We start from the raw sequence: 26,695 nt of genomic DNA, 5'->3' as shown, positions 1-26,695 counted from the left end.
CTAAAGCCGCCGTTTTTGATACTTTATATCTAATCTCGCAGTTGTCATAAAGGATCAGGTAATGGCTAGTTATTCTTTAGAAAAGGATAAAATCAAGGTTTTACTGCTGGAAGGCGTTCACCCAGGAACAGTTGAGTCTTTCAAGCAGGCTGGTTACAGCAATATCGACTATGTAAAAACATCGCTGAGTGATGCGGATCTGAAGGAGCGCATCAAGGACGTGCACTTTGTGGGTATCCGCTCCCGTACTCAGTTGACCGATTCCGTGCTGGATGTTGCCGATAAATTGGTCGCCATAGGATGTTTTTGCATAGGTACTAACCAGGTAGACCTTGAAGCCGCCGAAATACGTGGTATTCCTGTGTTTAACGCGCCCTTCTCCAACACCCGCAGTGTAGCGGAGTTGGTACTGGGTCAGCTGCTGTTGCTGCTGCGTGGTATTCCCGAGCGTAATGCCCTGGCCCATCGCGGCATCTGGCAAAAAACCGCCACCCACTCTTTCGAGGCCCGTGGCAAGCGGCTGGGTATTATCGGTTACGGCCATATCGGTACCCAGCTGGGCATTATCGCCGAAGGCATCGGCATGCAGGTGTTCTATTACGATATCGAGAACAAGCTGTCCCTGGGTAATGCTACCCAGGTGGCCAGCCTGGAAGAATTGTTGAACATGTCTGATGTGGTATCCCTGCACGTGCCCGAGACTCCGCAGACCAAGAACATGTTTGGTGCCGCCGAACTGGCCATGATGAAGCAGGGGTCCATCCTGATTAACGCCTCTCGTGGAACCGTGATCGACATTGATGCATTGGTTGAGACCCTGGCCAGCAAGCATATCGCCGGTGCCGCCATCGATGTGTTCCCGGTTGAGCCCAAGTCCAACGATGAAGAGTTTGTGTCTCCGTTGCGCGAGTTCGACAATGTGATCCTGACTCCCCATATCGGTGGCTCGACTCAGGAAGCCCAGGAGAACATCGGTTACGAGGTGGCCGGCAAGTTGATCAAGTACTCCGACAATGGCTCTACCCTGTCGGCGGTCAACTTCCCCGAAGTATCGCTGCCCGAGCATTCCGGCACCAGCCGCCTGCTGCACATCCACCACAACAAGCCGGGTGTGCTGAGCCAGATAGCCCAGGCTTTTGCCAGCGACGATATCAATATTGCCGCCCAGTACCTGCAAACCACAGCCAAGATCGGCTATGTGGTGATCGACGTTGAAACGGCACAAAGCGAACAGGCCCTGGCCAAGCTGAAGGCCATTAGCGGCACCATTCGGGCCCGGATCCTGCACTGAGCGGTGTGATTGCACAGGGTGAGGATAACGAGAGGGGGCGTCAGCCCCCTTTTTAAATTGTCTCCGGATGAATATCCAACTCGTCGACAAAACGCTCGACACTCAGCTCCGCCTGTTTTACCTCCTCAAAGGTGGCGATATGGACCACGGCGTCGCCTTCGTTCACCAGCGGCATGGTCAGGCAGCCGATCACTATGCCCGCCTTGGGGGCGATCACGTCACAATGGGCCACCCCCAAGGGCGCATTGATGGTGCCCAGGCACTGTCCTTTCGCTACCCTCTCTCCCAGCCTGGTTTTCAGCTGTAGCAGGCCATCCTGTTCGGCCCGGATCCAGCTGCTGGACTTGGCTATCATGGGCATTGAGTGAACCTTGCCGGCCTGTCCCTTGAGCATTTCCAGGCGGCGCATCACATTGAGGATCCCCCTTACGCCACCCTTGATGGCCAAGGGATCAAAACGCAGTGCTTCTCCGGCTTCATAGAGGATGACCGGCTGTCCCCGGGTCTCGGCGACAGCCCGGAGCGAGCCGTCGCGTATGCTGGCATCGAGTATCACGGGGGCACCAAATGCCTCGGCCATCTGGCGGGTGACGGTACAGTCCAGCTTGGCCCTTATCTGGGGCAGGTTGGCCCTGTGGATGGCCCCGGTGTGCAGATCGATGATATGGGTGCACTTGCTGACCACCTCATCGATAAAGAAATGGGCAACCCTGGAGCCTAATGAGCCTTTTTCCGAACCGGGAAAGCAACGGTTGAGATCACGCCGGTCCGGCAGATAGCGGGACTTATGGATAAAGCCGAAGACATTGACCACCGGTACGGCCACCACGGTTCCCCGCAGCCGTGCCGGGTTGATCCTGGCCAGCAGCTGGTTGACCACTTCGATGCCGTTGAGCTCGTCGCCGTGAATGGCGGCACAGATCAACAGTACGGGCCCCGGCTGCTTGCCGTGGACCACTTCCAGCGGCACCGTCAGGGGGGACTGGGTGTACAGCTGTGCCAGGGCTAGCTGCATGATCTGCCGCGACCCCGGGGGAGTAAGGGTATTGGCAATCTCGAAAGCCTGTTGCACCATCAGCCCCGCTCCCGGGTCTGGATCTTCTTGTGGTGATTGTTTTCGATGTACTGGATCAGCATATCGGCCACATCCTTGCCGGTCGCCAGTTCAATGCCCGCGAGACCCGGTGAGGAGTTGACCTCCATGACCAGGGGGCCCCGTTCGGAACGCAGCAGGTCGACGCCGGCCACATGCAGGCCCATGGCCTTGGCCGAGGCGACGGCCGTTTTGCGTTCTTCCGGGCTGATGCGGATCAGCTGGGCCTTGCCTCCCCGATGCAGGTTGGAGCGGAATTCGCCTTCCTTAGCCTGTCGTTTCATGGCGGCAATCACCTTGTCACCGATCACGAAACAGCGGATATCGGCGCCCTTGGCCTCTTCGATAAATTCCTGCACCATGATATTGGCTTTCAGGCCCATAAAGGCTTCGAGCACGCTTTCCGCCGCCTTGCGTGTTTCGGCGAGCACCACGCCGATGCCCTGGGTGCCTTCCAGCAATTTAATCACCAGCGGGGCTCCCCCCACCATATCGATCAGATCCGGTACATCACCTGGCTTACAGGCAAAACCGGTGATCGGCATGCCCACCCCCTTGCCGGACAGCAGCTGCAGGGAGCGTAGTTTATCCCGGGCCCGGGTGATGGCGGCGGAGGGGTTGAAGGTGTAACAGCCCATCATTTCCAGCTGGCGTAGCACCGAGCAGCCGTAAAAGGTGACGGAGGCGCCGATACGGGGAATGACCGCATCGAACTGCTCCAGTTCCTGACCCTGGTAGTGGATAGACGGCCTGTCGGCGTTGATGTTCATGTAGCATTTCAGTACATCCAGTATCTTGACCTCATGACCGCGCTGTTCGGCAGCTTCTTTCAGGCGGCGGGTGGAATAGAGGGATGCGTTGCGGGAGAGAATGGCAATTTTCATGGTCTTGGTTCGGCTCTCTGAATTATCGGCCTGTGCAGGCTATATCTGTGAAAAGGCACACTATCTACTGGAAATAGCGTCGTTTCACCAACGAGAAAAACCCGCCGTGAAGCTAAAAAAATTAATCCGTTATTCCTAAGCGTAGTGCAAGGCCATCATTCGTCAGGTCATGGTCGGCGTTATTCTTATCAGTATTCCGGAAAGGCCGTTAACCATATGGATAATGTTTAGCCGATAGCTTTCTTTGTGTGCATATCTATGCCTAAATAATTGATCTCGGGGCTTGCAACGAGCCGCTGGCTTGCCTGTAAGCTCAATGATCCACGATCAGGAGGAATCCCATGTCTTCCCCAGCCAAGAGCACCTTCACTGATACCCTTATCGTCGGCGACCAGCAGTATCGCTATTTCAGCCTGCAACAATTACCCGACCAGCAGGCGCTGAGCCGGCTGCCCAAATCCCTCAAGGTATTGACCGAAAATCTGCTGCGCAACCTGGATAACGACAGCGTGGTGATGGCTGATATCCAGGCCATGAGTGACTGGCTGAAGGCCGGACGGACAGATCGGGAAATTGCCTTCCGTCCGGTACGGGTGCTGATGCAGGACTTTACCGGTGTGCCGGCGGTAGTGGACTTGGCCGCCATGCGTGAGGCGGTCAAGCGCTTGGGGGGAGAGGTGGAGCGGGTCAACCCCTTGTCGGCGGTGGATCTGGTTATCGACCACTCGGTGATGGTAGACGCCTTTGCCAGTAAAGCGGCCTTTGCCACCAATGTGGATATGGAGATGGCCCGGAACCAGGAGCGATACGCCTTCCTGCGCTGGGGCCAGCAAACCTTTGCCAATTTCCGGGTGGTGCCGCCGGGCACCGGTATCTGCCACCAGGTTAACCTGGAATACCTGGGTCAGGCCGTCTGGCGGCAGCAGCAGGATGGCGTCACCATCGCCTGTCCCGATACCCTGGTGGGCACCGACTCCCACACCACTATGATCAACGCCCTGGGCGTACTCGGCTGGGGGGTCGGCGGCATAGAGGCGGAGGCGGCCATGCTCGGCCAGCCGGTGTCCATGCTGATCCCCGAGGTGGTGGGCTTTAAACTGACCGGCAAGCTGCGGGAAGGGATTACCGCCACCGATCTGGTATTGACAGTGGTGCAGATGCTGCGTGAGCAAGGGGTGGTGGGTAAGTTCGTGGAATTCTACGGTGACGCCCTGGCCGATCTGCCGCTGGCGGATCGGGCCACCATCGCCAATATGGCTCCGGAATATGGCGCCACTTGTGGTTTTTTCCCGATAGATGAGGAAACCCTGCGCTATATGGCGCTCACCGGCCGCGATCCGCAACAGCTGGCGCTGGTGGAAGCCTATGCCAAGACCCAGGGACTGTGGCGTAATCCAGGCGATGAGCCGGTCTTTACCGACACCCTCGAGCTCGATATGGATGAGGTGGTCGCCTGTCTGGCGGGGCCCAAGCGGCCTCAGGACAAGGTAGCCCTGGATGGGGTGCCCGCCGCCTTCGAGCTGGCCATAAGCCAGGACGGCAAGCAGCCGGATCAGCTGCAGGAAGAGCACCTTGACGAGGAGGGATGCCAGACCGCTGTCGGTGCTGAGGATGCGGTCAAGGGAGTGCGTTTCGAGCTGGATGGCGAGCATCATCATCTGGAGGAGGGGGCTGTGGTGATCGCCGCCATTACCTCCTGCACCAATACCTCCAATCCCAGTGTGTTGATGGCTGCGGGCCTGCTGGCCAAGGCGGCGGTGGAAAAAGGACTGACCCGGGCGCCTTGGGTCAAGAGTTCGCTGGCACCCGGTTCCAAGGTGGTCACCGATTATTTGACCAAGGCCGGCTTCATGCCCTACCTGGAGCAATTGGGGTTCTACCTGGTCGGTTATGGTTGCACCACCTGTATCGGCAACTCGGGGCCGCTGCCCGCACCGATAGAGGCGGCCATCAATGAAGAGCAGGTGAGGGTCGCCGCCGTGTTGTCGGGCAACCGCAATTTCGAGGGACGCATCCACCCACTGGTACAAACCAACTGGTTGGCGTCACCGCCATTGGTGGTGGCTTATGCCCTGGCGGGTAACATGCGTGTGGACCTGACCCGGGATCCCCTGGGCATGGACAAGCAGGGCAAGCCTGTCTACCTGAAGGATATCTGGCCGGGCCAGGCCGAGATCAACCGGGCGGTGGCCCAGGTACAAAGCGAGATGTTCAGCAAGGAATATGCCGCCATCTTCGACGGCGACGATCGCTGGCGGGGTATCAGGGTGCCCTCGTCCAGCACCTATGACTGGCAGCCGGACTCCAGCTACATCCGGCATCCGCCTTTTTTCAGCAAGATGGGCAAACAGCCCGAGGCGATAGCGGACATCGAGGATGCCCGCCTGCTGGCCTTGCTGGGGGATTCGGTTACCACCGATCATATTTCCCCGGCCGGCAATATCAATGCCAACAGCCCGGCCGGCAGTTATCTGCAGTCATTGGGGGTGGCGGTCAGGGATTTCAATTCCTACGGGTCCCGTCGTGGCAACCATGAGGTGATGATGCGCGGTACCTTCGCCAATATCCGCATCCGTAACTTGATGCTGGATGGCGTGGAGGGAGGGGAGACCCGCCATTTTCCCTCCGGTGAGCAGCTGTCCATCTATGACGCTGCCATGCGCTATGAGCAGGAAGGGGTACCCCTGGTGGTGGTGGCCGGCAAGGAATATGGCACCGGATCCAGCCGCGACTGGGCAGCGAAGGGTACCCGGCTGCTGGGGGTGCGTGCCGTGCTGGCCGAGTCCTTCGAACGGATTCACAGATCTAACCTGATCGGCATGGGTGTGGTACCGCTGGAGTTTACCAACGGCGACAATGCCGGCAGCCTGGGGCTGAGGGGGGACGAGCTGATCAGCGTTAGCGGCCTGGACGAGCTTGAGCCGGGCAAGCTGCTGGCGGTACAGATCACCGGGGGCGATGGTCAAAAACAGTCCATCCAGGCCCGCTGTCGCATCGACACCGGCAACGAGCTGACCTATTACCGGCACGGCGGTATATTGCACTATGTGATCCGGGGCATGCTGGATTAAAGCAGGCAAACAGCCTTGAGAAACAGGCCGCAGCCCCCCGAGTATTAGCGGACTTTGGTTGACGGCCGTTATCAGGCGCAGGCCTTCGTCCGATCTTTGCAGAACAACCAACGAGATCCGTTGGTTGTTCTGTCTGATGACTGACAGCTGACCGCTGTTTCTCAGTTCAGGGTAGCCAGTATCACCTGGGAAGGGGCGAATCGGGCCCAGGCCCGATCGCCTCGCTTGAGGTGCAGCCCGGCGCTGGTCTCCTTGGTCAGCAGGGCACAGAGGCTTTCTCCCTGCTCCAGGCGCAACAGGTATTCGTCAAACTCCTCGCCCGGGATGATGTCGGTGATGGTCCCCGCCAGCTGATTGTCCCCGGCGGTGGGCGCAATAGGTCGCTCTCCGAGCCCTATCCAGGGCGCCTTGATCAAGGCCAGCACTTCCTTGCCCGGCGCCAGTTTCAGCCGGCGGCAACTGGACTCGGTAATGTCCGCATAGAGGGGAATATTCCCGGTCATGCTCAGGGTGACCTTGCGACTGATATCGATGGGGTCCAGGCTGACTACCCGGGTAAAAAACTGGTTGCGGGCACTGGTCTGCAGCGAAAAACGGGCCACCACCGCCAGCAGGCTGTCGAGGGAGGCATCATCATCTTGCAGGGCGGTAACCGCCATGCGTTCAATCTGCCCAAGCAAATCATATATCTTGAGCAGGCGCAGGCCGTAGGGGGTTAGCACGGCGCCGCCGCCGCCCTTGCCGCCGGTTTCGCTGCTCACCACAGCTTGCTCGGCCAGCTCGTTCATGGCTTTTATCGCATCCCAGGCGGATTTATAGCTGATACCCGCTCCCCGGGCGCCCTGGCTTATCGACCCCTGTTCATGGATATGTCGAAGCAGGCGGATACGCTTGGGGTTGATGAACAAGGTGTCCCGGCGGTTGAGGCTGAGCAGTATGTCCAGATCCATCGGAAGGTCCTCTAAGAAACAGCGCCTATTGTGGCGTGAGTGGGCGGCCAGTACAAATAAGGAGGCCGCCATCAACCGTTGTGTTCTTTTGTATATAACGGTAGGGTATCAGGATGACTGAGGGGCAGTCGCTGTCGTTATCGTTATGTAATTAAATATATAAGCCTTAAGGACGAGTATTCATATGAAGAAATTATTTCTGCTGGGCTGTCTGTTGGGTTGCACCACACCGTTGGCGGCGGATGAACTCAGGGTGGCGGTAGCGACCAACTTTATCGAGGTGATGAAGCAACTGGCCACCGACTTCGAGCAGCAAAGCGGTCACAGGGTGCTCCTGTCTTCGGGGGCGACCGGCAAGCTGTATGCGCAAATCAAGAATGAAGCGCCTTTTGCGCTGTTCTTCGCCGCCGATGAACAGCGCCCCCAGCTGCTGGAGCAGGAGGGCATCGCCGTGCCCGGCAGCCGTTTTACCTATGCCCTGGGCAAACTGGTGCTGTGGAGCCCGGATAACGGCTATATCGACGACACCCAGTCGGTGCTGAAAGAACAGCCGTTTCGCTTCCTGTCCATCGCCAACCCGGCGACCGCTCCCTATGGGCGGGCGGCCCGGGAGGTGCTGGAAAAACTCGGGCTGTGGGACGGGCTGCAGGGCCGGATGGTGCGCGGCGAGAATATCGGCCAGGCCTATCAGTATGTCTACAGCCGCAATGCCCAGCTCGGCTTTGTGGCCAAGGCCCAGGTATACCGGGATGGGGAGTTCAGTGACGGCTCCTATTGGCAGGTGCCCGATGACTTCTATTCGCCCATCGTCCAGCAGGCGGTACTCTTGCAGGATACCGCAGCGGCCCGAGCCCTGCTCGAGTATGTGCGCAGCCCGGATGCCATCGCCGTGATTGAATCCTACGGCTATGGCGTGGCCGGTGAGCGTGCCTTGCTTTCCCGGCACGAGTAAGGGGGACGCATGGCGGTTTCTCCCCAGGACATGGCGGCGCTGTGGCTGACCCTGCGGCTGGCCGGCGTGACGGTACTGGTGTTGCTGGTGCTGGGCACTCCGCTGGCGTGGTGGCTGAGCCAGAGTCGCTGCCGTTTCAAGACTGTGATCGAGGCCATGGTGGCCTTGCCCCTGGTGCTGCCGCCGACCGTTCTGGGTTTCTACCTGCTGCTGGCACTGGGGCCGGATGGTCCGCTGGGTGCCCTGTCCCGTACCCTGGGGGGCGGTTCCCTGGCCTTTACCTTTACCGGCCTGGTGATCGGCTCGGCATGCTATTCACTGCCGTTTGTGGTGCAGCCGCTGCAGGGGGCCTTTAGCGCCATCGGGCAGCGGCCGCTGGAGGTCGCGGCTACCCTGCGCGCCTCCAGGCTGGACTGTTTCTTTACCGTGGTCGTGCCGCTCGCCCGCAATGGTTTCCTGACCGCCATCGTGCTGGGCTTTGCCCATACCCTGGGGGAGTTCGGCGTGGTGCTGATGATCGGGGGCAATATTCCCGGGCTGACCCAGGTCATCTCGATTGCCATCTATGACCATGTGGAAACCCTGCAATATGCCGAGGCCCACCTGCTGTCGGGCATGTTGCTGGCGCTGTCCTTCAGCATTTTGATGCTGGTCTACGTACTGAATCGGCGTTTCTCGGTGGTACATCCATGAACATACGGGCCGCTTTTCATCTGCAGCGTCGCAATTTCACGCTGGACGTCGACATGGCACTGCCGCTCGAGGGGGTGACGGCCCTGTTTGGGCCTTCCGGGTGCGGCAAAACCACGCTGTTGCGGGCCATGGCCGGGCTGGAACGGTGCCGGGGCCGACTCCACCTGGGAGAGCAGTGCTGGCAGGATGGCAACTACTTTATGCCGACTTACCAAAGGGAGCTTGGGTATGTCTTCCAGGAGGCCAGCCTGTTCACACATCTGTCGGTCCGGGGCAATCTGGAATACGGCTGGAAACGGCTGCCACCCGCCGCCCGCAAGGTGTCCCAGGCGGAGGTGATCGACTGGTTGGGGCTGGCTCCCTTGCTGAAACACAGGGCGACCGAATTGTCCGGTGGCCAGCGACAGCGGGTGGCCATCGGCCGGGCGTTATTGACCAGCCCGAGGTTGCTGCTGCTGGATGAGCCGCTTTCCGCCCTGGATCGCCAGGCCAAGCGGGAGATACTGCCGCTGCTCGAAGGGCTCGCGGCCCGCGCCCGGGTACCCATCTTCTATGTGACCCATGCGCCGGAGGAGGTGGAGCGGCTGGCCGATCGGGTTGTCTTTATGGAGGACGGCCATATTCGCCGTATCGACAGCCTGAAGCAGGCCCTGTCCCGGCCGGACTCCCCGCTGTTTATGGAGGAGGGGGCGGTCAGTATTGTCGAGGGGCAGGTGGGTGAAAGCCTGGCCGATGGCCGGACCCCCTTTACCTTCAATGGTCTCTGTCTGTGGCTGATAAAGCCCGTACGCTCGCCCGTTACCCGGGCCCGACTGCGGATCCTGGCCTCGGATGTGAGCCTGTCGCTGCATCCTCTGCCCGATGTCTCCATTCTAAACCAGTTGGCCATGACCCTGACCCGGGTGTACCCGGCTCGGGAGGGCAGGGTACTGGTGGCGGGCACGCTCGGCGACGGTCAGCCGCTGCTGGCGGAAATTTCTGCCTATTCGGCGCAACAGCTTTCGTTGACGGAGGGGAAGCAGGTCTATGCGTTGATCAAGGCGGTGGCCCTGCTGACCTGAAACAGCCACAAAAAAGCCGGGACAGGTCCCGGCCGGTCAGCATGGTTAAGCTTAAACGCCCTGGCGGACCACGCCGCTAGGCGAGCCAATCAGCAGCACATCGGCGCCGCGGTGGGCGAACAGGCCGCTGGTGACCACGCCGACGATGGCATTGATGCGGGTTTCCAGCGCTTTGGGCTCGGTTATCTCGAGGCCGTGTACATCCAGGATATGGTTACCGTTGTCGGTGACCACGCCTTCCCGGTAGACGGGGCGGCCGCCCAGTTTGGCCAGCTCCCGGGCGACATAGGCCCGTGCCATGGGGATCACCTCGACCGGTAACGGGAAGGCGCCCAGCACGCTCACGGTTTTCGAGCCGTCGACGATACATACAAACCGCTCGGCCACCGCCGCGACGATTTTTTCCCGGGTCAGGGCTGCGCCGCCCCCCTTGATCATTGCCATGTTGCCGTCAATCTCGTCGGCACCATCCACATACACCGCCAGTGCATCGATATCATTGAGATCGAATACCGGAATCTCCAGCGCCTGCAGGCGAGCGGTGGAGGCCTCGGAGCTGGATACCGCCCCTTTGATCTGATCCTTGATGGTGCCCAGGGCATCGATAAAGTGGTTCACGGTTGAGCCGGTACCGACACCGACAATGGTATTCGGGGTCACGTAATCCAGCGCGGCCCAGCCGGCCGCTTTTTTCATTTCGTCTTGTGTCATGACTGTCTCCTGCAAAATTGCCGGCATTATAACAAAGGCCTGTCACCTTGCATGCGGCTTTTGCCTGCGCCTTTGGGGTTGCCGGGGGCGGCGACCGCGCTGTTGTGAGCTTGATGGCAGGTGAGGATGCCAGATGGCCTGGCGGCCATATCGCCGCGGGGTCGCGCCTCCCACGGGAGAGGTGATCAGCTTTTCAGGAAACGGCTACCAGCGCCAGTGTTGCTCCGGCGTGATCAGCTCGGGTAGGGGGACATCCCAGCTGTCTACCGGGATGCTGTCTACCTGCTGGCAGTTATGGGCCAGCCCCACCGGGCGAGGTCCTGGTTCGTTATGCCAGCCGGCCAGGGTTCTGTCGTAGAAACCGCCGCCCATGCCCATACGGTTGCCTTTGGCATCGAACGCCACCAGGGGGGTGAAGATCAGCTCCAGCTCAGACTTGGGCAGGATCAGCCGTGAGTCGAGCCTGGGTTCGGGAATGCCGAAGCGGTTGGCCTGCAGGGAGGTGTCCGGGGTGTAATGCAGAAACAGCAAATGGCCCGGGCTGAAGGGATGCAGCACCGGCAGATATACCCGGGCCCCCCGGGACCAGTACCATTCGATCAGCGGGTGAGGATCCAGCTCGCCGTCGTTGGACAGGTACAGGGCCACGGTGCGGGCCGAACCGAGGTGATCGGCCCGGCTGACATGGTCGATCACGGCCCGGGCGGCGTCGGTTTGTTGCTGCGCGGACAGCTGATTACGGCAGTGGCGAATATGTCGGCGAAGTGTAAGTCTGTCGGTCATCCGTCGGGCTCTCGTAAATTGGGTCAGGATAGGGTCAGCGGTTCCAGGGGCTGTTCTTGAGCCGCAGGTAGAGCTCTTCCACCTCTTTGCGGGCCCAGGGGGTGCGGCGCAGAAATTTCAGGCTGGACTTGATGCTGGGATCTGACTTGAAGCAATTGATATTGACCCGGCGCGCCAGCTCTGGCCAGCCATAACGCTGTACCAGCTCGGTGAGCAGGGCTTCGAGGGTAATGCCATGCAGGGGATTATTGGGCTGAGATTGAGGCATCCTGATTCCTGAGTCATTGTTTGGCACAATTGTACCGCCTTGCGGTAGCGATAACAGGGGTATTTGACAGGATAAATAGATGAGTAGGGGTCCCCAGGATGCCGTTGCAGGTGTTAGTCCTTGAACCCGTTGGTTCAAGGCGGAAATCCGGTATCAACCGCAGGCGTCTCGGTCGGGCCGAGCATGCTCAATAGTTAATAACGCGGCTTTCCTGTGCTGTTGATATCGGCTCAGGGACGCCACCTTACTGACGAACACCCCAGGGAAAGCAAAAACGGTTTTAAATTTTCTACCCGGGCAGTCTAACTAAAATGGTGCCCGGGGTGTAGCGTTAACATCAAAAATTCCGGCAAATTCAGTTGGCGCTGGCCAAGGCTGATTCTATGGTCTGCTGCAGCATCTTGATGCGCTTATCCATGGCATCAGCATATTGATGATTCTTGTCCTTTTCAAGCTCCAGCTCGTGGCAAACGTTCAGCGCCACCATAATCGCCATCTGCTCGTTGGCGGAAGACTTGCCGCCTTTTTTCATGGTATTGATGCGCTCGTTGAGCATATCTGCCGCCCGCTGTAATGCCGCTTCTTGTCCTGGAGGACAGGCTACCTTGTAGGGGCGCCCGAGAATAACGATGTCGATTGCCGCTCTGGTCATGTGTTCCTCAGGTGGCGTGCACGATGGGGCGAAAAAGTTCTGGCGACTATATAGGGGCCTATTAGAAGTTTCAAGGGGTTGTACTGGTTTGGCGGGGGTTGCGGTGCTAGGATCAGCGATATTCTGGACAGTATTCTGCATATTCGAGTAAATAATGAACGACAAGGCCCGACTTGATTACGATGCATTCTCCGAGTTGCTGGAGCAGCACAACATGGTCATCACCCCCGCCGAGGTGCACGGCGTCCTCTGCGGTTTGATCAGCGGTGGCATGGCCAAGGACGATGTGCGCTGGCAGCAACACTTCAATGCCCTGCTCAACGACGACTTCGGCCTGCCGGCGGAACTGAAAAAAGCGGTCAACATGCTGTTTTACCGTATCTATGATGATCTGCTGAGCCAGGGCCAGTTTGAGCTGTTACTGCCCCAGGACGACACCCCCCTGGATGAGCGTATCGATGCCCTGATTGAATGGGCGGGCGCCTTCCTGGCCGGTTTCGGTGTGGTGCAGCAGGAGCTGAACAAGGCATCCGCCGAACTGCGGGAAATGATCCAGGACATCAGCGGGATCACCCAGCTGTCTTCCGAGTTCGATCAGGAAGACGAAGAAAACGAAGCTGCCTTCGTGGTTTTGTACGAGCATCTCAAACTGGGGGTCACCCTGGCCTTCGAAGAGTTCGGCAAGGGCCAGCCGGTTCCCAAGCGCCCGACCCTGCACTAAGTTAGATCCCGGTATTCCGCTTGCCTATGTCTCAATATGATGTGGTTATCAATGGTGCCGGCATGGCCGGTGCCGTGCTGGCCTTAAGCCTGGCCAGGCTCCACCGGCTTGATGGCCGGCCGTTGCAAATCGCCGTGATAGAAGCGGCTCCCCCCGATTTGGCGGCGCACCCGGGCTTTGATGCCCGGAGTATCGCCCTGGCCTGGCATAGCCGGGAACTGCTCGAAAGCCTGGGACTCTGGTCCCGGCTAGCGGAGCTTGCCACTCCCATTACCCATATCCATGTCTCGGATCGGGGCCATTTCGGTCAGCTACAGATGCAGGCCGCAGAATACCGGTTGCCGGCGCTGGGCTATGTGGTTGAGCTGCAGCCGGTCGGAGCCGTGCTTTATCAGGCCATGAGCGACATGGCCAATATTCATCTCTATTGCCCCGCCCAGATCGACCAGCTGGAACAGCAGCCACAGCAGGTCAGGCTGGTATTGAGCGATGGCCGTTCGCTGTCTGGCGAGCTGCTGGTGGCGGCCGACGGGGTTCAGTCGCCCGTCCGACGGCGACTGGGGTTGCAAAGTGAGCGGCTGGATTACGGCCAGAGTGCGGTTATTGCCAATATTGAAACCGGCGTCATGCCGGAAGGCCGCGCCTTTGAACGCTTTACCGAGCAGGGGCCGGTGGCGCTGCTGCCCATGTCCGGCGGGCGTAGCTCCCTGGTGTGGTGTGCCCACCCGGAGCATGCCGCAGCCATCATGCAACTGCCGGATGACGCCTTCCTGGACCGGTTGCAGCAGCTCTTTGGTTACCGGCTGGGGCGTCTCAAGCGGGTTGGGCAACGGCACCTCTATCCCCTGGCGTTGGACCAGTTGCTTAAGCCCTGGCATCACAGGTGTGTTCTGGTGGGCAATGCGGCCCACCTGTTGCACCCCATCGCCGGCCAGGGTTTCAACCTTGGCCTGCGGGATGTAGCGGATCTGGTCGACAGTATTCAATGCGCCCTGGCACAGGGGCAGGATATCGGCAGCTATCCGGTGCTCAGCGGCTATGGTGCCAAGCGACAGGCGGATCAAGCCACGACCACCCGACTGACCACGGGGCTGGCACTGATGTTCTCCAACAATCACTGGCCGCTGGTGGCCGGTCGTAACCTGGGGCTGATGGCCATGGCCGGCATCCGCTCCTGGAAAGACAAGCTGGCGTGGCGCGCCATGGGCAAGAGGTAATTCATGCAAGCAGTAGATGTGATTATTATCGGCGGCGGGCTGGTGGGGTTGACCCTGGCCCTGGCCCTGAAGGACACCGGGCTGACGGCGGCGGTGATTGAAGGTCAGATGCCGGATGGCCATGTGCCCGAGATCCCCGACAATCGGGTCAGCGCCATTAACCTGGCTTCCCAGACCCTGCTTGAGCGGCTGGGCGCCTGGCCCGGGCAGGGTGAACGGCTCGGCCCTTACAGCGAAATGGAAGTCTGGGAAGCGGACAGTTTCGGACGCATTCATTTCTCCGCCCAGGAGGTACAGCAACCCAGGCTGGGCCATATCGTTGAAAACAACCTGCTGCAACAGTCTCTGCTGGCGGCAGCCCGGGCCAGCGGCCACATCCGGCTGCACATGCCTGCCCGGGCCAGCAAGATGGCGGCGGGCGAGCAGGGGGTATTTGTGCTGCTGGAAGACGGTACTCCCATTACCGGACGCCTGCTGGTGGGGGCCGACGGCGCCCGCTCATCGGTGCGTGAACAGCTGAACCCCGGGCTGGTGGAGTGGGATTATGATCATGCCGCCCTGGTGGCCACCATCAACACCGCCGAGCCCCATGATCAGACCGCCCGACAAATCTTCCGAGGTCAGGAAATCCTGGCCTTCCTGCCGCTGGCCGATGCCCACCAATGTTCCATCGTTTGGTCCTGTCCGCCGGAGCGGGCCGAGGAGCTCACCCGGATGGATGACGCCGCCTTCAACAAGGCGCTGTCTCACGCCTTTGATCTGCGTATGGGCTTGTGCCGGGTACTGGGGCCGCGGCAGAGCATCCCGCTGCGGGCCCGCTACAGCAAGCAATTTTGTGGTCCCCGCTGGGCGCTGGTCGGCGATGCGGCCCATACCGTGCATCCCCTGGCGGGACAGGGAGTGAACCTGGGCCTGCTGGATGCGGCCGCCCTGGCGGAAACCCTGGGCAAGACCCAGGCGAAAGGGGGGGATATCGGCCAGTATGATCAGCTGAAACGCTTTGAACGTTGGCGTAAGGCAGAGGCCGCGACCCTGCTGGCGGCCATGGAAGCGTTAAAGCGGCTGTTCGGAGTGCGCCTGCCCCTGGCGCCGGTGATCCGCGGCCTGGGCCTGGGCATCACCAACAGTTTGCCGCAGGTTAAACGTGTCTTTGCCGAGCATGCCCTGGGTACAAGCGGACAGCTACCCGGGCTGTGTCAGCCTGAAAAAAACTAATCCGATGATGTTTTTTGATTAGTTTATCTTGGCCTTTTCCAGGCTGTGCATCCGTGAACTAATCTGCGTTTTGTCCATTTTTATATAATTTGTTTTGCTCTATAGCTGGACTTATAGGTCTATTTGGATTTTTAATCTTCATATTCTTTATTTTGTGGTTTAAGACTCTGTTGTTTTATTGGTCACATTATTTTAACCTTCGGCTAATGATTAGTTTTTTTTGAGTGCGTTCCGGTTCTATCGGCGGCCCGCTTGAGTATAATCAAGGGGCAATATCGGATTATCGCTTACAGGCCAGGCCTGAAGAAAAGGATAGAGCCATGACTCAGCAAACAGTTTTGCATCCCCAGCACCTGGAAGCCGGTGCCAAGATGGTGGATTTTCACGGTTGGGATATGCCCATCAACTATGGTTCCCAGCTTGAGGAACACCATGCCGTCCGTCAGGATGCCGGCATGTTCGACGTCTCCCACATGACCATCGTCGACGTCAAGGGCGGCCAGGCCAAGGCCTTCCTGCAACGACTGCTCGCCAACGACGTGGCTCGCCTGACCCAGCCCGGCAAGGCCATCTATAGCGGCATGCTCAACGAGCAGGGCGGCGTCATCGATGATCTGATCACCTATTTCTTCTCTGACGACAACTATCGCATGATCGTCAACTCCGCTACCCGTGACAAGGATCTGGCCTGGATGAACAAGCAGGCGCAGGGCTTTGATGTCACCCTCACCGAGCGTCCCGAGCTGGCGATGATCGCGGTACAGGGCCCCAACGCCAAGGCCAAGGCCGCCCAAGTATTCACCGCTGAGCAGAATGCCGCGGTCGAGGGGATGAAACCCTTCTTCGGCGTGCAGTCGGGCGAGCTGTTTATCGCCTCTACCGGTTACACCGGTGAAGACGGCTACGAGATTGTGGTTCCTGCCAGCGCCGCCGCCGAGCTGTGGAATGCCCTGCTGGCCGCGGGCGTGCGTCCCTGTGGCCTGGGTGCCCGGGATACCCTGCGCCTGGAAGCGGGTATGAACCTCTATGGCCAGGACATGGACGAAACCGTGTCCCCGCTGGCCGCCAACATGGCCTGGACTATCGCCTGGGAGCCGGCCGAGCGTGACTTTATCGGTCGCAGCGTGCTCGAAGCCCAGAAAGCCGAAGGCAGTCAGCCCAAACTGGTTGGCCTGGTAATGAAAGAAAAAGGCGTGCTGCGCGCCGGCACCCAGGTGCGTTTTACCGATGAACAGGGTAATGAGCAACTTGGTGTTATTACTTCCGGCACCTTCTCGCCTACACTGGGACACAGCATTGCCCTGGCGCGGGTTCCCCGCGGTATAGGTGCCAATGCGGAAGTCGAATTGCGTAAAAAATGGCTGCCGGTTTCTGTGGTCAAGCCCTCATTTGTCCGGTTCGGTAAAGCAGTCGCCGAATTTTAAGAACCAGTTTAAGAATTAAGAGGAACAACGAAATGAGCAATATCCCCAGCGAATTGAAATATGCCCAGTCTCACGAGTGGGTGCGGGTTGAAGAGAACGGCGAAGCGGTGATCGGTATTACCGAGCATGCTCAGGACCTGTTGGGTGACATGGTGTTCGTTGAGCTGCCTGAAGTGGGCCGTACCGTTGATGCCGGCGAAGATTGCGCCGTGGCCGAGTCCGTTAAGGCTGCTTCCGATATCTACTCCCCGGTGAGCGGCGAAATCCTTGCCGTGAACGACGCGCTGGAAGACAGCCCCGAGCTGGTCAACTCAGATCCGTTCGGTGACGGCTGGTTGTTCCGCATCAAGCTGGCCGACGCGTCCGAGCTGGACGAGCTGCTGAATGCCGAAGGCTACGAAAACAGCATCGACGAAGAATAAGCACAAGCCCCCGAACAGGGGGCTTTGTTGATGTTGATTCATCCGGGCAGCATCCGTTGCCGGATGGACGGTAAGGGGACCGCTTCGGCCACGGCATGTGGGCGAAGCAGGCCCCTTGACCGACGTGCAATAATCCAATGTCAGACCTTGCCGGTAAATGAATCCCCCAGGGCCGGTAGTCTGTATGGCTCCAGGCTGCTGGCCTGTTAAGGAAGTTAAGAATATGACCCAGTCTTTGTTTGAACTTGAGCAGAATAATGCCTTTATCGGTCGCCATATCGGCCCGACCGACCAGGACGTGGCCGAGATGCTGGCCGTGGTCGGCGCCGAGTCGCTGGATGACCTGATCCACCAGACCGTGCCCGCCAACATCCTCAACGACCAGCCGCTGGGCATCGGTGCCAGCCGCACCGAAGTTGAGGCCCTGGCCTACCTGAAATCCCTGGCCCAGCAAAATAAGGTCAACAAGAGCTATATCGGCATGGGCTATCACAATACCCATGTGCCCCTGGTTATTCAGCGCAACGTGCTGGAAAATCCGGGCTGGTATACCGCCTATACGCCTTATCAGCCGGAGATTGCCCAGGGTCGCCTGGAAGCACTGCTCAATTTCCAGCAACTGACTCAGGATCTGACTGGCCTGGACTTGGCCAGCGCCTCGCTGCTGGACGAAGCCACCGCCGCCGCCGAGGCCATGTCCCTGGCCAAGCGGGTCAGCAAGAACAAGAAAGCCAATATCTTCTTTATCGGCGATGACGTGCACCCCCAGACCATCGACGTGGTCAAGGAGCGCGCCGTGCACTACGGTTTCGAGATTGTGGTTGCCCCGGCCGAGGCCGTGGTTGAGCACCAGGTGTTCGGTGCCCTGTTCCAGTACCCGTCCACCACCGGCCAGATCCGTGACATCAAGGGCCTGATCGAGAAGGTTCAGGGCCAGAAGGGCATCGCCTGTGTGGCTGCCGACATCCTCTCCCTGGTGCTGCTGAAAGCCCCGGGCGCCCTGGGCGCCGACGTGGTACTGGGCAACGCCCAGCGCTTTGGCGTACCCATGGGTTACGGTGGCCCGCACGCCGCCTTCTTCGCCACCCGCGACGCCCACAAGCGCTCCCTGCCGGGCCGGATCATCGGCGTGTCTAAAGACACCCGTGGCAAGCCGGCGCTGCGCATGGCGATGCAGACCCGCGAGCAGCATATCCGCCGCGAAAAGGCCAACTCCAACATCTGTACCGCTCAGGTGCTGCTGGCCAACATGTCCAGCTTCTTCGCGGTCTACCATGGCCCGGAAGGCCTCAAGCGCATCGCCAACCGCGTACACCGGCTGACCGATATCCTGGCGCTGGGCCTCAAGGCCAAGGGTGTGCAGCTCAAGCACGACACCTGGTTCGACACCCTGACCGTGGTTACTGCAGACAAGGACGCCATCATCAAGCGTGCCCTGGCCAAAGGCGTGAACCTGCGTACCGATCTGGACGGTGCCTTGGGCGTGTCTTTGTCGGAAACCACCACCCGCGGTGACGTGGCCGAGCTGTTCGATATCTTCCTGGGTGAAAGCCACGGCCTGGACGTAGAGGCCCTGGACACCAAGGCCGCTGCCGGCACCGGCTCGATCCCGGCCGAACTGCAGCGCGACAACGCCATCCTGACTCACGAAGTGTTCAACAAGTATCACTCCGAAACCGAGATGCTGCGTTATATCCACAAGCTGGAAATGAAGGATCTGGCGCTCAACTACGGCATGATCTCCCTGGGCTCCTGTACCATGAAGCTCAACGCCACCGCCGAGATGGTGCCGGTGAGCTGGCCCGAGCTGGCCCAGATCCACCCCTTTGCGCCGTTGGATCAGACCCAGGGTTATCAGCAGATCATTGCCGAGCTGGAAGACTGGCTGGTGAAGGTCACCGGTTACGATGCCATTTGCATCCAGCCCAACTCGGGCGCCCAGGGCGAGTACGCCGGCCTGCTGGCCATCAAGAAATACCACGAGTCCCGTGGTGAAGGCCATCGTGACATCTGCCTGATCCCGAGCTCCGCCCACGGCACCAACCCGGCCTCTGCCCAGATGGCCAACATGAAGGTGATCGTGGTGGCCTGCGACAAGAAAGGTAACGTCGACATGGCCGATCTCAAGGCCAAGGCGGCGGAAGCGGGCGAGAACCTGTCTTGCATCATGGCCACTTATCCGTCTACCCACGGCGTATACGAAGAGAGCATCCGCGAAATCTGCGAGGTGATCCACAGCTACGGCGGCCAGGTGTATATGGACGGCGCCAACATGAACGCCCAGGTGGGAATTACCTCGCCCGGCTTTATCGGCGGCGATGTCTCGCACCTGAACCTGCACAAGACCTTCGCCATCCCGCACGGCGGCGGCGGCCCCGGCATGGGCCCCATCGGCGTGAAGGCGCACCTGGCGCCGTTCGTGGCCGGTCATGCGGTGGTAAAAACCGATAAGGACAGCCGTGACAACGGCGCCGTGTCTGCCGCCCCGTTCGGTTCGGCCAGCATACTGCCGATCAGCTGGATGTATATCGCCCTGCTGGGCGACGAAGGTCTGAAGCGCTCTACCCAGCTGGCCATTCTCAATGCCAACTACCTGATGAAGAGCCTGGCCGAAGACTACTCCGTGCTCTACACCGGCCGTAACGATCGGGTGGCCCACGAGTGCATCGTGGATCTGCGCCCGCTGAAAGAGGCCTGTGGCATCAGCGAAATGGACGTGGCCAAGCGCCTGAATGACTTCGGTTTCCATGCGCCGACCATGAGCTTCCCGGTAGCCGGCACCCTGATGATCGAACCGACCGAATCCGAGTCCAAGGCCGAGATCGACCGTTTCATCTTCGCCATGAAGCAGATCCGTGAAGAAATCCGTCAGGTGGAAAACGGCACCTGGACCCTGGAAGACAACCCCCTGGTCAATGCCCCGCATACCCAGGATGACGTGATGGATGCCGAGTGGAACCGTGCCTACAGCCGCGAGCTGGCGGTATTCCCCTCCGCCGACGTGCGTCGTTCCAAGTTCTGGCCCACCGTCAACCGTATCGACGATGTGTTCGGCGACCGCAACCTGTTCTGTAGCTGCCTGCCGACCGAAGCCTACGGCGAGTAAGCGGACTATTACAGACCCTGAGTTGAGTAAGTAAATAAAAAGCCCCGCTGAGCAGCGGGGCTTTTTTATAATGAGCCAGTTGCAAATGACAGATGGTATTTTCTCAAATAACGCCGATAAGACAATGTAATGCCCAACCCATTATATTTTCGTAATTTATCTATGGAGAAGAACTAACTGGGTTATGGGTTAACTTTCCTTTTTGGATATGACCTACTCACCGACCAACCATTGCCCAATTGCTTTTCGGTAACTTTAGGGCTTTTTTGTGAAAATAGCCTAAAAATCAATCATCACTGTCGCAAAGACACCCAATATCAGTATTTTCATTACAACTTCTATTTACCTGTAAACCGTTTTTCTGATGCATAACGCGAAGTTCAAGTGTCAAGCTATTGCGCTAATTTGGGGAACCAAAAATCGTGATAGTATGAGGTCAATTGGATCGTATTGTTAGCAAGTTTGGCTCTGTATTAGAACACTTCCATTATCCTCTCTTAAATTTCCAGCGAATGGCCAGCCCAGACAGTGTTAAACATGTTATTGAAAGAAGACTATTTAAAACACCAACGATTATAAATAAATCATTTAATTGGGGGTTTTTAATAGAAAGTGGTGCAACACTCCTTAATGAAGAAAATGGTTGAAGTGTTTGCTTTAGTGTAAAAACAAACGAATTTACAAGTAATTTCCAGTCAATCGGAAGTTGTGGTGATATTCTTGGAGATAATAAACAAGAGTAAAGTAGAGTAAATAATAATACCAAGATAAAAAGAATTACTAATGGTCTTCTATAATTTGTCCCATAATTTGAGATTTTAGAATAAAAGTAATTAAGGCTTAAATGCTTTTTAAAGCCCTCAAACTTATTTAATAAACTTTCTTGTTCTAAAGTGAAAAAGACACCCTCCAGTTCTCGGTCTCTTTGTGATTCCATAAAATATCTAAGTGTTCGATAGCAAGATGCGTCAGCATCTCCTTTTCTACTCAAAAAATTCTCTTTACTAGGAAAAATACTTCCGTGTGGCATGTTAGCGCCAAACATTTGTGGCGGATTATTAAATGTACTGTCATTAAAGCGCAAAGAATGAACAATGTATCGATTATTTAGAAGTAATTCATCGATATAAGAATTTATTATGCTTATACTATAAATTCTCTTGGGAGCATCTATATCGTCTACAGTATATAATTCCAATCGATTAATTTTAGATTTTAAAATATCAATCATCTCTATTTCCTTTCGAAATAGATTGAAGTTTACATATTCTAAATTTGAGTTTTTTATTGCTAGGCTTTTAATGTTTACGTCATTAAAGTAAAAATTAATCGATGGATTATAATCTTTATCTTTCGATACAGCATTGCAATCATTAATATGTATCGATAGTCTATTTGTGTTGAAAAATTTAGCCTCTAAAAAATCAACAAAAACACAATCATTAAACCATATATTTTCTTCATTGCGCCGATTAAATGATGCATAAGTGAATTTATCTATAAAATATACTTTCTTAAATACAGGAGCATCAATTGACGTATATAAGCAATGATGAAATACACTATTTTCTATGTTGGGCGAAACATATAAACTTTCGTCAATATTTTTATACTTTGGTTTTTCATCACAAAATTCAAAAAATCTACAATCTACATTTTTTATGTTAAGGCTACTGAAAAAATCACCTCTAGAGCAATATTTTATAATTAAATAACGGCCACGTTCCAAGCCAGACAAATCTGTGCGCATTTTAAACACACATTTTTCAATATGAATACCACTAATAGCTTTAGGTATATCCCAATTAGTTAGTTCAATATTTGCATTAGAGATATACAGTCCCACATCATCATTGTTATGAACTAGCTGTTTTACTTTTCCCCAAACATCTTCAGTGATATCAACATTTAACTTTATTTTATTATCTTTAATTTCCATTGAGATCTCTAACCTGTTTACGAAATTTTTTTGACTTTCCAACACGTTTAATAATACGAATGCACATTTACACTCTTAATTATATGTAATCTAAGCACTCTAAGTACATGATTTTAATCGCGTTTTAAAAGAGCGGAGATTTCTCGCCTGCTGTCAGTTGGGTATTAAATAACCTGAATATCCATAGCCTTCTGGATAGCCAATTGCTCGGCTCTGTTATGCCATTTGGCCAAGCTACCGCCCGGGCGTTTTGGCTGCCATTGCCTGTTACCATGGTTTTCAAATGTGTCTATTTTGGCTGTTGGTACGGGGGAGGGCAATGGCAAAAGTGAAAAAGAGGGATGCAAAATGCCAAAGGATGATGTTGTCGGTGTTTTGGAGAACAGCGCCCTTGTATGTCCGAGCAAGCTAAATAACTGTTCCTAATTGTGCTACAGAAATCAGGCTCGAACGCAGACTCGCCATAAACCCGTCCCTGGGGGCTCCGCCGCGCCATCCCTGGCGCGGAGGGTCTGCTTATCGAATCCTGACTTCTGTCTCGAGATGTAGCGGTATTTGCATCAGTTATTTAGTGACCGGGCCCGGCACGCCACCGGCCATAAGGCCGGTAAAAAACTGTCATCAATGAGACACGGAGCAGTAACAGTGTTGCGCTAGCTTGCCCTGCAACGGGCTGGCCTGATTGATGGGGTTAGAACAGCCGTTATGTCGGCCCGCGCCAGGGCCACCCAATTGCTCACTGTTAAAGGGTCATGGTTTCGATGAACATAGCAAAAGTAAAACGTCTGGTTGCCCATGGGGTATTTTTCGCCCTCACCGGCTGGAGCGGCACCGTTGTTGCCACAGAGGCGGCTACGCACAGCCTGGCGGGCTGGGCGGTGCTGGATCAGTCCGCGCGAGAAGCGGGCCCCACATCCGGCCAGTTTATCAGCGGCAAGTTTGGCGTGACTCCTCCCTTTATCAATAGCCAACCCGTGCCCGGATGGTCGGGCCTGCTCAATAACCATGACGGCACCTTCACCGCCCTGCCGGACAACGGCTACGGCGCCAAGGGCAACTCGGGCGATTTCGTGATTGGCTTCTATCAGGTCAGGCCGGAGTTCAGGGAGCGGGGTGACGGCACAACCACACCGGGGCTTATCAAGAACGAAGGCTTTACCCCCTTTAATGATCGCAACAACATCCTGGGCAATGGTCAGGGAGTGGATCTGTTGATCACGGCCGATCTGGAAAATTACCGTCACGGTGAGGGCATGGGTAAGAATTCGGGCATTCCGGTCGCCGCGGAGATTAGGGAAAAGCGCTTGTTGACCGGTTACGACTTTGATGTGGAGTCCATTGCCCGTGCGGATGATGGCAGCTACTGGGTGGGCGAGGAGTTTGGCCCTTTCCTGCTGCACTTCGGCCCCGATGGCACCCTGCTGGAAGAGCCGGTACCCCACCCGCTGCTGGTGAGCCCGAATCACCCCCAGGCCATTGCCCTGCCGGCCACCGCCACCCAGGGCGCCAGCCGCGGCTTTGAAAGCCTGGCCTTTGACGAGCATAAGGAATTCCTCTATGCCGTTCCGGAAGCCGCCCCGGTGGTGGACGCGCTCAGGCCGGTGCCGGGAGACGAGCGGGTGCTCGAGATTTTCCAGTTCGACCCCAAAGCTTCTGCCTATACGGGCGTCAACTTCAAGTACCGCAAGGATGGCCCGGCCACGGGCAACGACATCGTGATTGGTGACATGACCAATGTCGGCAAGGATACCTATGTGCTGATCGAGCGTGACAGCAAGTTCGGCAGCCAGGCCGAGGTCAAGCGGCTGTATCTTGTCGATCTCAACGAGACCGACCAAGACGGCATCCTGAAGAAGCGCCTGCTGGTCGATCTGCTGGACATCCATGACCCCGAGGATATCGGTGGACCCTTGCCCGGTTTGGCAGAGAAGAGATTCAACATGCCGTTCGACTCCATCGAGTGCGTCGTGGTCATCGATGACCACACCCTGGGCGTCGCCATCGATACCAACTTCCCCTCCGAGGATGGCCGCCTGGCGGGGGTGCCCGACAGCACCGAGTTTATCAAGCTGACATTCGGTGTGCCTATGGCAGAGCTGGCGCCGCGTAGTTAAAACAGATGCCCTTGTCGACAGGCCCATCAATAAGGGGATGACCAAGCTGGTAACACCGTCTGCTATTCTCGTTCCAGCGCCATTCAATGTGATGGTCGCTGCAGCAGATCTCTTTGTCCTATTGGGATCGATATCAGGCTGCATTGGATCTGACTGGGTGGCGCCATTGACGCAACCGGGCCAGTTGCTTGCGGGACATCAGCATCAGCAGGTTGCCGGAAAACACCAGGGCGACACCGAGGAGGGATTCGGCTGACCACTGATAGCCCTCGAACAGGGTGGAAATACCCAGCGCGACAATGGGAAACAGCACCATGGTGTAGGCGGCCTTCTCGGCACCGATACGACCCAGCAGGGTCAGGAAGCTGCCGAAGGCAAATACCGATCCGAACAGCGCCAGGTAGATCAGGGAGCCGGTATAGCTCCAGCTTGCCTCATAGGTAAAGTTGGCCCCCTGAGCCAGGGCGAGCCCGCCGAGTGCAACGGCGCCGTATGCCATGCCATAGGCGTTGGTCTGCACCACGGGCAGGCTGGCCATTTGATTGCGGGTCGAGACCATATTGCCCAATGAGGCGATAAAGGTACCCAGCAAGCTCAGCAGCATTCCCTGCAGGGCACCATTATCCACATCCAGATGGGCCAGTTCGGGCAGGAACACCAGACAGATGCCAACCAGCCCGACCAGAGCCCCCGCCAGTACTGATGTTGTGGGGCGTTTGCCAAAAAAAAGCGCGCCGTTGGCAATATTCATCAGCACAATGGTGGAAAATATCACGGCGATCAGGCCGCTGGTGAGGTCTGCGGCCGCCCAGTAGACCAGGATGTAGTTGAAGCCAAACAGCGTCAACCCCTGGATCAGCATCCACAGGTGCTGTTTTAACCCGAATCGCAGCGGCAGTTTCCTCAGCCGGCACCACAGCATCAGGATGAACGCGGCCAGCGCAAACCGGTAGGCGACCGAGACCTCGCTCGGTACATCTCCCAGCTGAAATTTGATCGCGAAAAAGGTCGAACCCCAGATAAATACCGTAGACAGGTAAAGTGTGGCCGTGTGCATCGGCGGGCATCCTTGTGGTGTTGATATCAGCTGTTGCTGTTATACGTCGCCCGTATGTATTATCAAAACGAATAATTGTTATGCCGTCAATTACAAGTCCTAATGGAAGATCGTGATGCGAGATATCGATATCAGCCTTGTTCGTACCTTTTTGGCGGTCGCCGAGTCCGGCGGTATGACCTCGGCCGCCCACGCCCTCAACCTGACCCAGGGGGCGGTCAGTCAGAAAATCCGGCGGCTGGAAGCCCTATTCGAGGCTCAACTGTTTGAGCGCAGCAACAAGGTGATCCGTTTGACACCGGAAGGAGAGCGCTTGCTGGCACGGGCTCATCGTTTGATTTCCCTGAACGATGAAACCTGGCAGATGATGAGAAAACCGGCCTTTACCGGCGAGATCAGGCTGGGTGTTCCCGCTGATATCATTCGGCCGATGATGCCTCCCATCATGCGTCGCTTCAGCCGGGAGCACCCCAAAATTCGACTCACCCTGGTCAGCGACATGACCGAAACCTTGTTGGCCGCGTTGAAAAATGGCGAGATTGATCTGACCCTGACCACCGAGGGCCGGGCGGGTACGGGAGATGCGCTGCTGCTCAGGGACCAGTTGGTCTGGATGGGGGCACAGAATGGCGAAGCCTGCCACAAGACCCCCCTGCCGGTGTCATTGGGTTCTGAAGCCTGTGCGTTCAGGGCCGCGACCCTCGATGCCTTGAGCAAGGCTGAGATCGACTGGCTGACGACCTGTGATGTGGGTAATCTGGAGTCTATCCTGGCCACCATAGAGGCAGATTTGGCGGTGTCGCCCTACCTGTCGACCCTGGTACCCGAGAACCTGATAACGATTCCTCCCGAAGTCGGACTGCCTGCGTTGCCCCCCTATTATATCAACCTGCGAATGCCTGATTCGGGAGGCTCGCTGATTGCCCGGGAGCTGGCCAGGTATATCCGGCAAGGCTTTGCCGCGTTGCAAACACCCGCGGCGACTAAAGGGCCAGCCTCAAGGCTGCCGTGCAGTTTGTGAAGAATCGACGATACTTAGTAAGCTCAACAGATCCCGATTTGTTCCGATAA

22 protein-coding genes and 1 other RNA gene are annotated in these 26,695 nt (G+C 57.1%); 13 read left to right on the top strand and 10 right to left on the bottom strand.

Features of this window, described 5'->3' with window-relative positions:
- Positions 1 to 61 precede the first annotated feature (61 nt).
- Positions 62 to 1,291 (top strand): phosphoglycerate dehydrogenase, encoded by a 1,230-nt coding sequence (gene serA / locus DCS96_RS06870; RefSeq protein ID WP_116473565.1) that lies wholly within the window; start codon positions 62 to 64, stop codon positions 1,289 to 1,291.
- 52 nt (positions 1,292 to 1,343) lie between these two features.
- Here serA and DCS96_RS06865 read toward each other — a convergent pair whose 3' ends face one another.
- Both DCS96_RS06865 and rimK read right to left on the bottom strand, forming a co-directional pair.
- The gene (locus tag DCS96_RS06865) at positions 1,344 to 2,366 is read right to left on the bottom strand and encodes a succinylglutamate desuccinylase/aspartoacylase family protein (protein ID WP_116473564.1); all 1,023 of its coding nucleotides are present in this window, start codon (positions 2,364 to 2,366) and stop codon (positions 1,344 to 1,346) included.
- Complete coding sequence (rimK, locus tag DCS96_RS06860) at positions 2,366 to 3,268, bottom strand: 30S ribosomal protein S6--L-glutamate ligase (protein ID WP_116473563.1); 903 nt, start codon at positions 3,266 to 3,268, stop codon at positions 2,366 to 2,368. Before rimK ends, DCS96_RS06865 begins: the two co-directional genes overlap by 1 nt.
- A 341-nt stretch (positions 3,269 to 3,609) precedes the next feature.
- Here rimK and acnA point away from each other — a divergent pair, with 341 nt between their 5' ends.
- Positions 3,610 to 6,339 (top strand): aconitate hydratase AcnA, encoded by a 2,730-nt coding sequence (acnA, locus tag DCS96_RS06855; protein WP_116473562.1) that lies wholly within the window; start codon positions 3,610 to 3,612, stop codon positions 6,337 to 6,339.
- Between the two features lie 161 nt (positions 6,340 to 6,500).
- On the opposite strand, the gene DCS96_RS06850 is transcribed toward acnA, so the two are convergent.
- Positions 6,501 to 7,289 (bottom strand): TOBE domain-containing protein, encoded by a 789-nt coding sequence (locus tag DCS96_RS06850; RefSeq protein ID WP_116473561.1) that lies wholly within the window; start codon positions 7,287 to 7,289, stop codon positions 6,501 to 6,503.
- A gap of 184 nt (positions 7,290 to 7,473) precedes the next feature.
- Here DCS96_RS06850 and modA point away from each other — a divergent pair, with 184 nt between their 5' ends.
- From modA to modC, 3 genes are read left to right on the top strand one after another with little or no spacing between them, the layout of a single operon-like run.
- A complete protein-coding gene (gene modA, locus DCS96_RS06845) occupies positions 7,474 to 8,241 on the top strand; it encodes a molybdate ABC transporter substrate-binding protein (protein WP_116473560.1) in 768 nt (255 codons plus the stop codon).
- Between the two features lie 9 nt (positions 8,242 to 8,250).
- Complete coding sequence (gene modB, locus DCS96_RS06840) at positions 8,251 to 8,934, top strand: molybdate ABC transporter permease subunit (protein WP_116473559.1); 684 nt, start codon at positions 8,251 to 8,253, stop codon at positions 8,932 to 8,934.
- On the top strand, positions 8,931 to 9,995 hold the full coding sequence (gene modC, locus DCS96_RS06835) for a molybdenum ABC transporter ATP-binding protein (RefSeq protein WP_116473558.1): 1,065 nt from the start codon (positions 8,931 to 8,933) through the stop codon (positions 9,993 to 9,995). The genes modB and modC overlap by 4 nt, the downstream gene beginning before the upstream one ends.
- Positions 9,996 to 10,046: 51 nt before the next feature.
- Here the strand turns inward: modC and rpiA are convergent, their stop codons facing one another.
- The 5 genes from rpiA to zapA all read right to left on the bottom strand — a co-directional run bounded on the left by rpiA (position 10,047) and on the right by zapA (position 12,409).
- Entirely contained in the window at positions 10,047 to 10,706 is a 660-nt protein-coding gene (gene rpiA / locus DCS96_RS06830; RefSeq protein WP_116473557.1) for a ribose-5-phosphate isomerase RpiA, read from the bottom strand.
- 204 nt (positions 10,707 to 10,910) lie between these two features.
- Positions 10,911 to 11,489, bottom strand: a complete 579-nt coding sequence (locus DCS96_RS06825; RefSeq protein ID WP_116473556.1) for a 5-formyltetrahydrofolate cyclo-ligase — start codon at positions 11,487 to 11,489, stop codon at positions 10,911 to 10,913.
- A 34-nt stretch (positions 11,490 to 11,523) separates the two neighbouring features.
- Positions 11,524 to 11,757, bottom strand: coding sequence for a VF530 family protein (locus tag DCS96_RS06820; RefSeq protein WP_116473555.1), 234 nt, complete (start codon positions 11,755 to 11,757; stop codon positions 11,524 to 11,526).
- 86 nt (positions 11,758 to 11,843) lie between these two features.
- Positions 11,844 to 12,026, bottom strand: a non-coding RNA gene (ssrS, locus tag DCS96_RS06815) — 6S RNA.
- A gap of 86 nt (positions 12,027 to 12,112) precedes the next feature.
- On the bottom strand, positions 12,113 to 12,409 hold the full coding sequence (gene zapA / locus DCS96_RS06810) for a cell division protein ZapA (RefSeq protein ID WP_116473554.1): 297 nt from the start codon (positions 12,407 to 12,409) through the stop codon (positions 12,113 to 12,115).
- 154 nt (positions 12,410 to 12,563) lie between these two features.
- On the opposite strand from zapA, the gene DCS96_RS06805 reads away from it, so the two are divergent.
- The 6 genes from DCS96_RS06805 to gcvP all read left to right on the top strand — a co-directional run bounded on the left by DCS96_RS06805 (position 12,564) and on the right by gcvP (position 20,514).
- Positions 12,564 to 13,130 (top strand): UPF0149 family protein, encoded by a 567-nt coding sequence (locus tag DCS96_RS06805; RefSeq protein WP_116473553.1) that lies wholly within the window; start codon positions 12,564 to 12,566, stop codon positions 13,128 to 13,130.
- Between the two features lie 26 nt (positions 13,131 to 13,156).
- Positions 13,157 to 14,347 (top strand): 2-octaprenyl-6-methoxyphenyl hydroxylase, encoded by a 1,191-nt coding sequence (gene ubiH / locus DCS96_RS06800; RefSeq protein ID WP_116473552.1) that lies wholly within the window; start codon positions 13,157 to 13,159, stop codon positions 14,345 to 14,347.
- Between the two features lie 3 nt (positions 14,348 to 14,350).
- Positions 14,351 to 15,562 (top strand): FAD-dependent monooxygenase, encoded by a 1,212-nt coding sequence (locus DCS96_RS06795; RefSeq protein ID WP_116473551.1) that lies wholly within the window; start codon positions 14,351 to 14,353, stop codon positions 15,560 to 15,562.
- 320 nt (positions 15,563 to 15,882) lie between these two features.
- Positions 15,883 to 16,986, top strand: a complete 1,104-nt coding sequence (gene gcvT / locus DCS96_RS06790) for a glycine cleavage system aminomethyltransferase GcvT (RefSeq protein ID WP_116473550.1) — start codon at positions 15,883 to 15,885, stop codon at positions 16,984 to 16,986.
- A gap of 32 nt (positions 16,987 to 17,018) precedes the next feature.
- Positions 17,019 to 17,408 carry a glycine cleavage system protein GcvH gene (gcvH, locus tag DCS96_RS06785; RefSeq protein WP_116473549.1) on the top strand — a complete coding sequence of 130 codons (390 nt, stop codon included), beginning with the start codon at positions 17,019 to 17,021 and terminating at the stop codon, positions 17,406 to 17,408.
- A gap of 223 nt (positions 17,409 to 17,631) precedes the next feature.
- A complete protein-coding gene (gcvP, locus tag DCS96_RS06780; protein ID WP_116473548.1) occupies positions 17,632 to 20,514 on the top strand; it encodes an aminomethyl-transferring glycine dehydrogenase in 2,883 nt (960 codons plus the stop codon).
- A gap of 487 nt (positions 20,515 to 21,001) precedes the next feature.
- On the opposite strand, the gene DCS96_RS18555 is transcribed toward gcvP, so the two are convergent.
- A complete protein-coding gene (locus DCS96_RS18555) occupies positions 21,002 to 22,453 on the bottom strand; it encodes a hypothetical protein (RefSeq protein WP_157953599.1) in 1,452 nt (483 codons plus the stop codon).
- Positions 22,454 to 23,214: 761 nt separating this feature from the next.
- Here DCS96_RS18555 and DCS96_RS06775 point away from each other — a divergent pair.
- The gene (locus tag DCS96_RS06775) at positions 23,215 to 24,567 is read left to right on the top strand and encodes an esterase-like activity of phytase family protein (RefSeq protein ID WP_198649942.1); all 1,353 of its coding nucleotides are present in this window, start codon (positions 23,215 to 23,217) and stop codon (positions 24,565 to 24,567) included.
- A gap of 133 nt (positions 24,568 to 24,700) precedes the next feature.
- Here the strand turns inward: DCS96_RS06775 and DCS96_RS06770 are convergent, their stop codons facing one another.
- Positions 24,701 to 25,624: a DMT family transporter gene (locus DCS96_RS06770; protein ID WP_116473546.1), complete on the bottom strand. Its 924-nt coding sequence runs from the start codon at positions 25,622 to 25,624 to the stop codon at positions 24,701 to 24,703.
- A gap of 115 nt (positions 25,625 to 25,739) precedes the next feature.
- Between DCS96_RS06770 and DCS96_RS06765 the strand changes: the two genes are divergently transcribed.
- Positions 25,740 to 26,645, top strand: coding sequence for a LysR family transcriptional regulator (locus DCS96_RS06765; protein ID WP_116473545.1), 906 nt, complete (start codon positions 25,740 to 25,742; stop codon positions 26,643 to 26,645).
- Positions 26,646 to 26,695 lie beyond the last annotated feature (50 nt).

The organism is Zobellella maritima (assembly GCF_003075035.1).
Taxonomy (GTDB): domain Bacteria; phylum Pseudomonadota; class Gammaproteobacteria; order Enterobacterales; family Aeromonadaceae; genus Oceanimonas; species Oceanimonas maritima.
The sequence above is the reverse complement of the archived record's forward strand: the minus strand, read 5'-3'. Positions and strand labels throughout refer to the sequence as shown.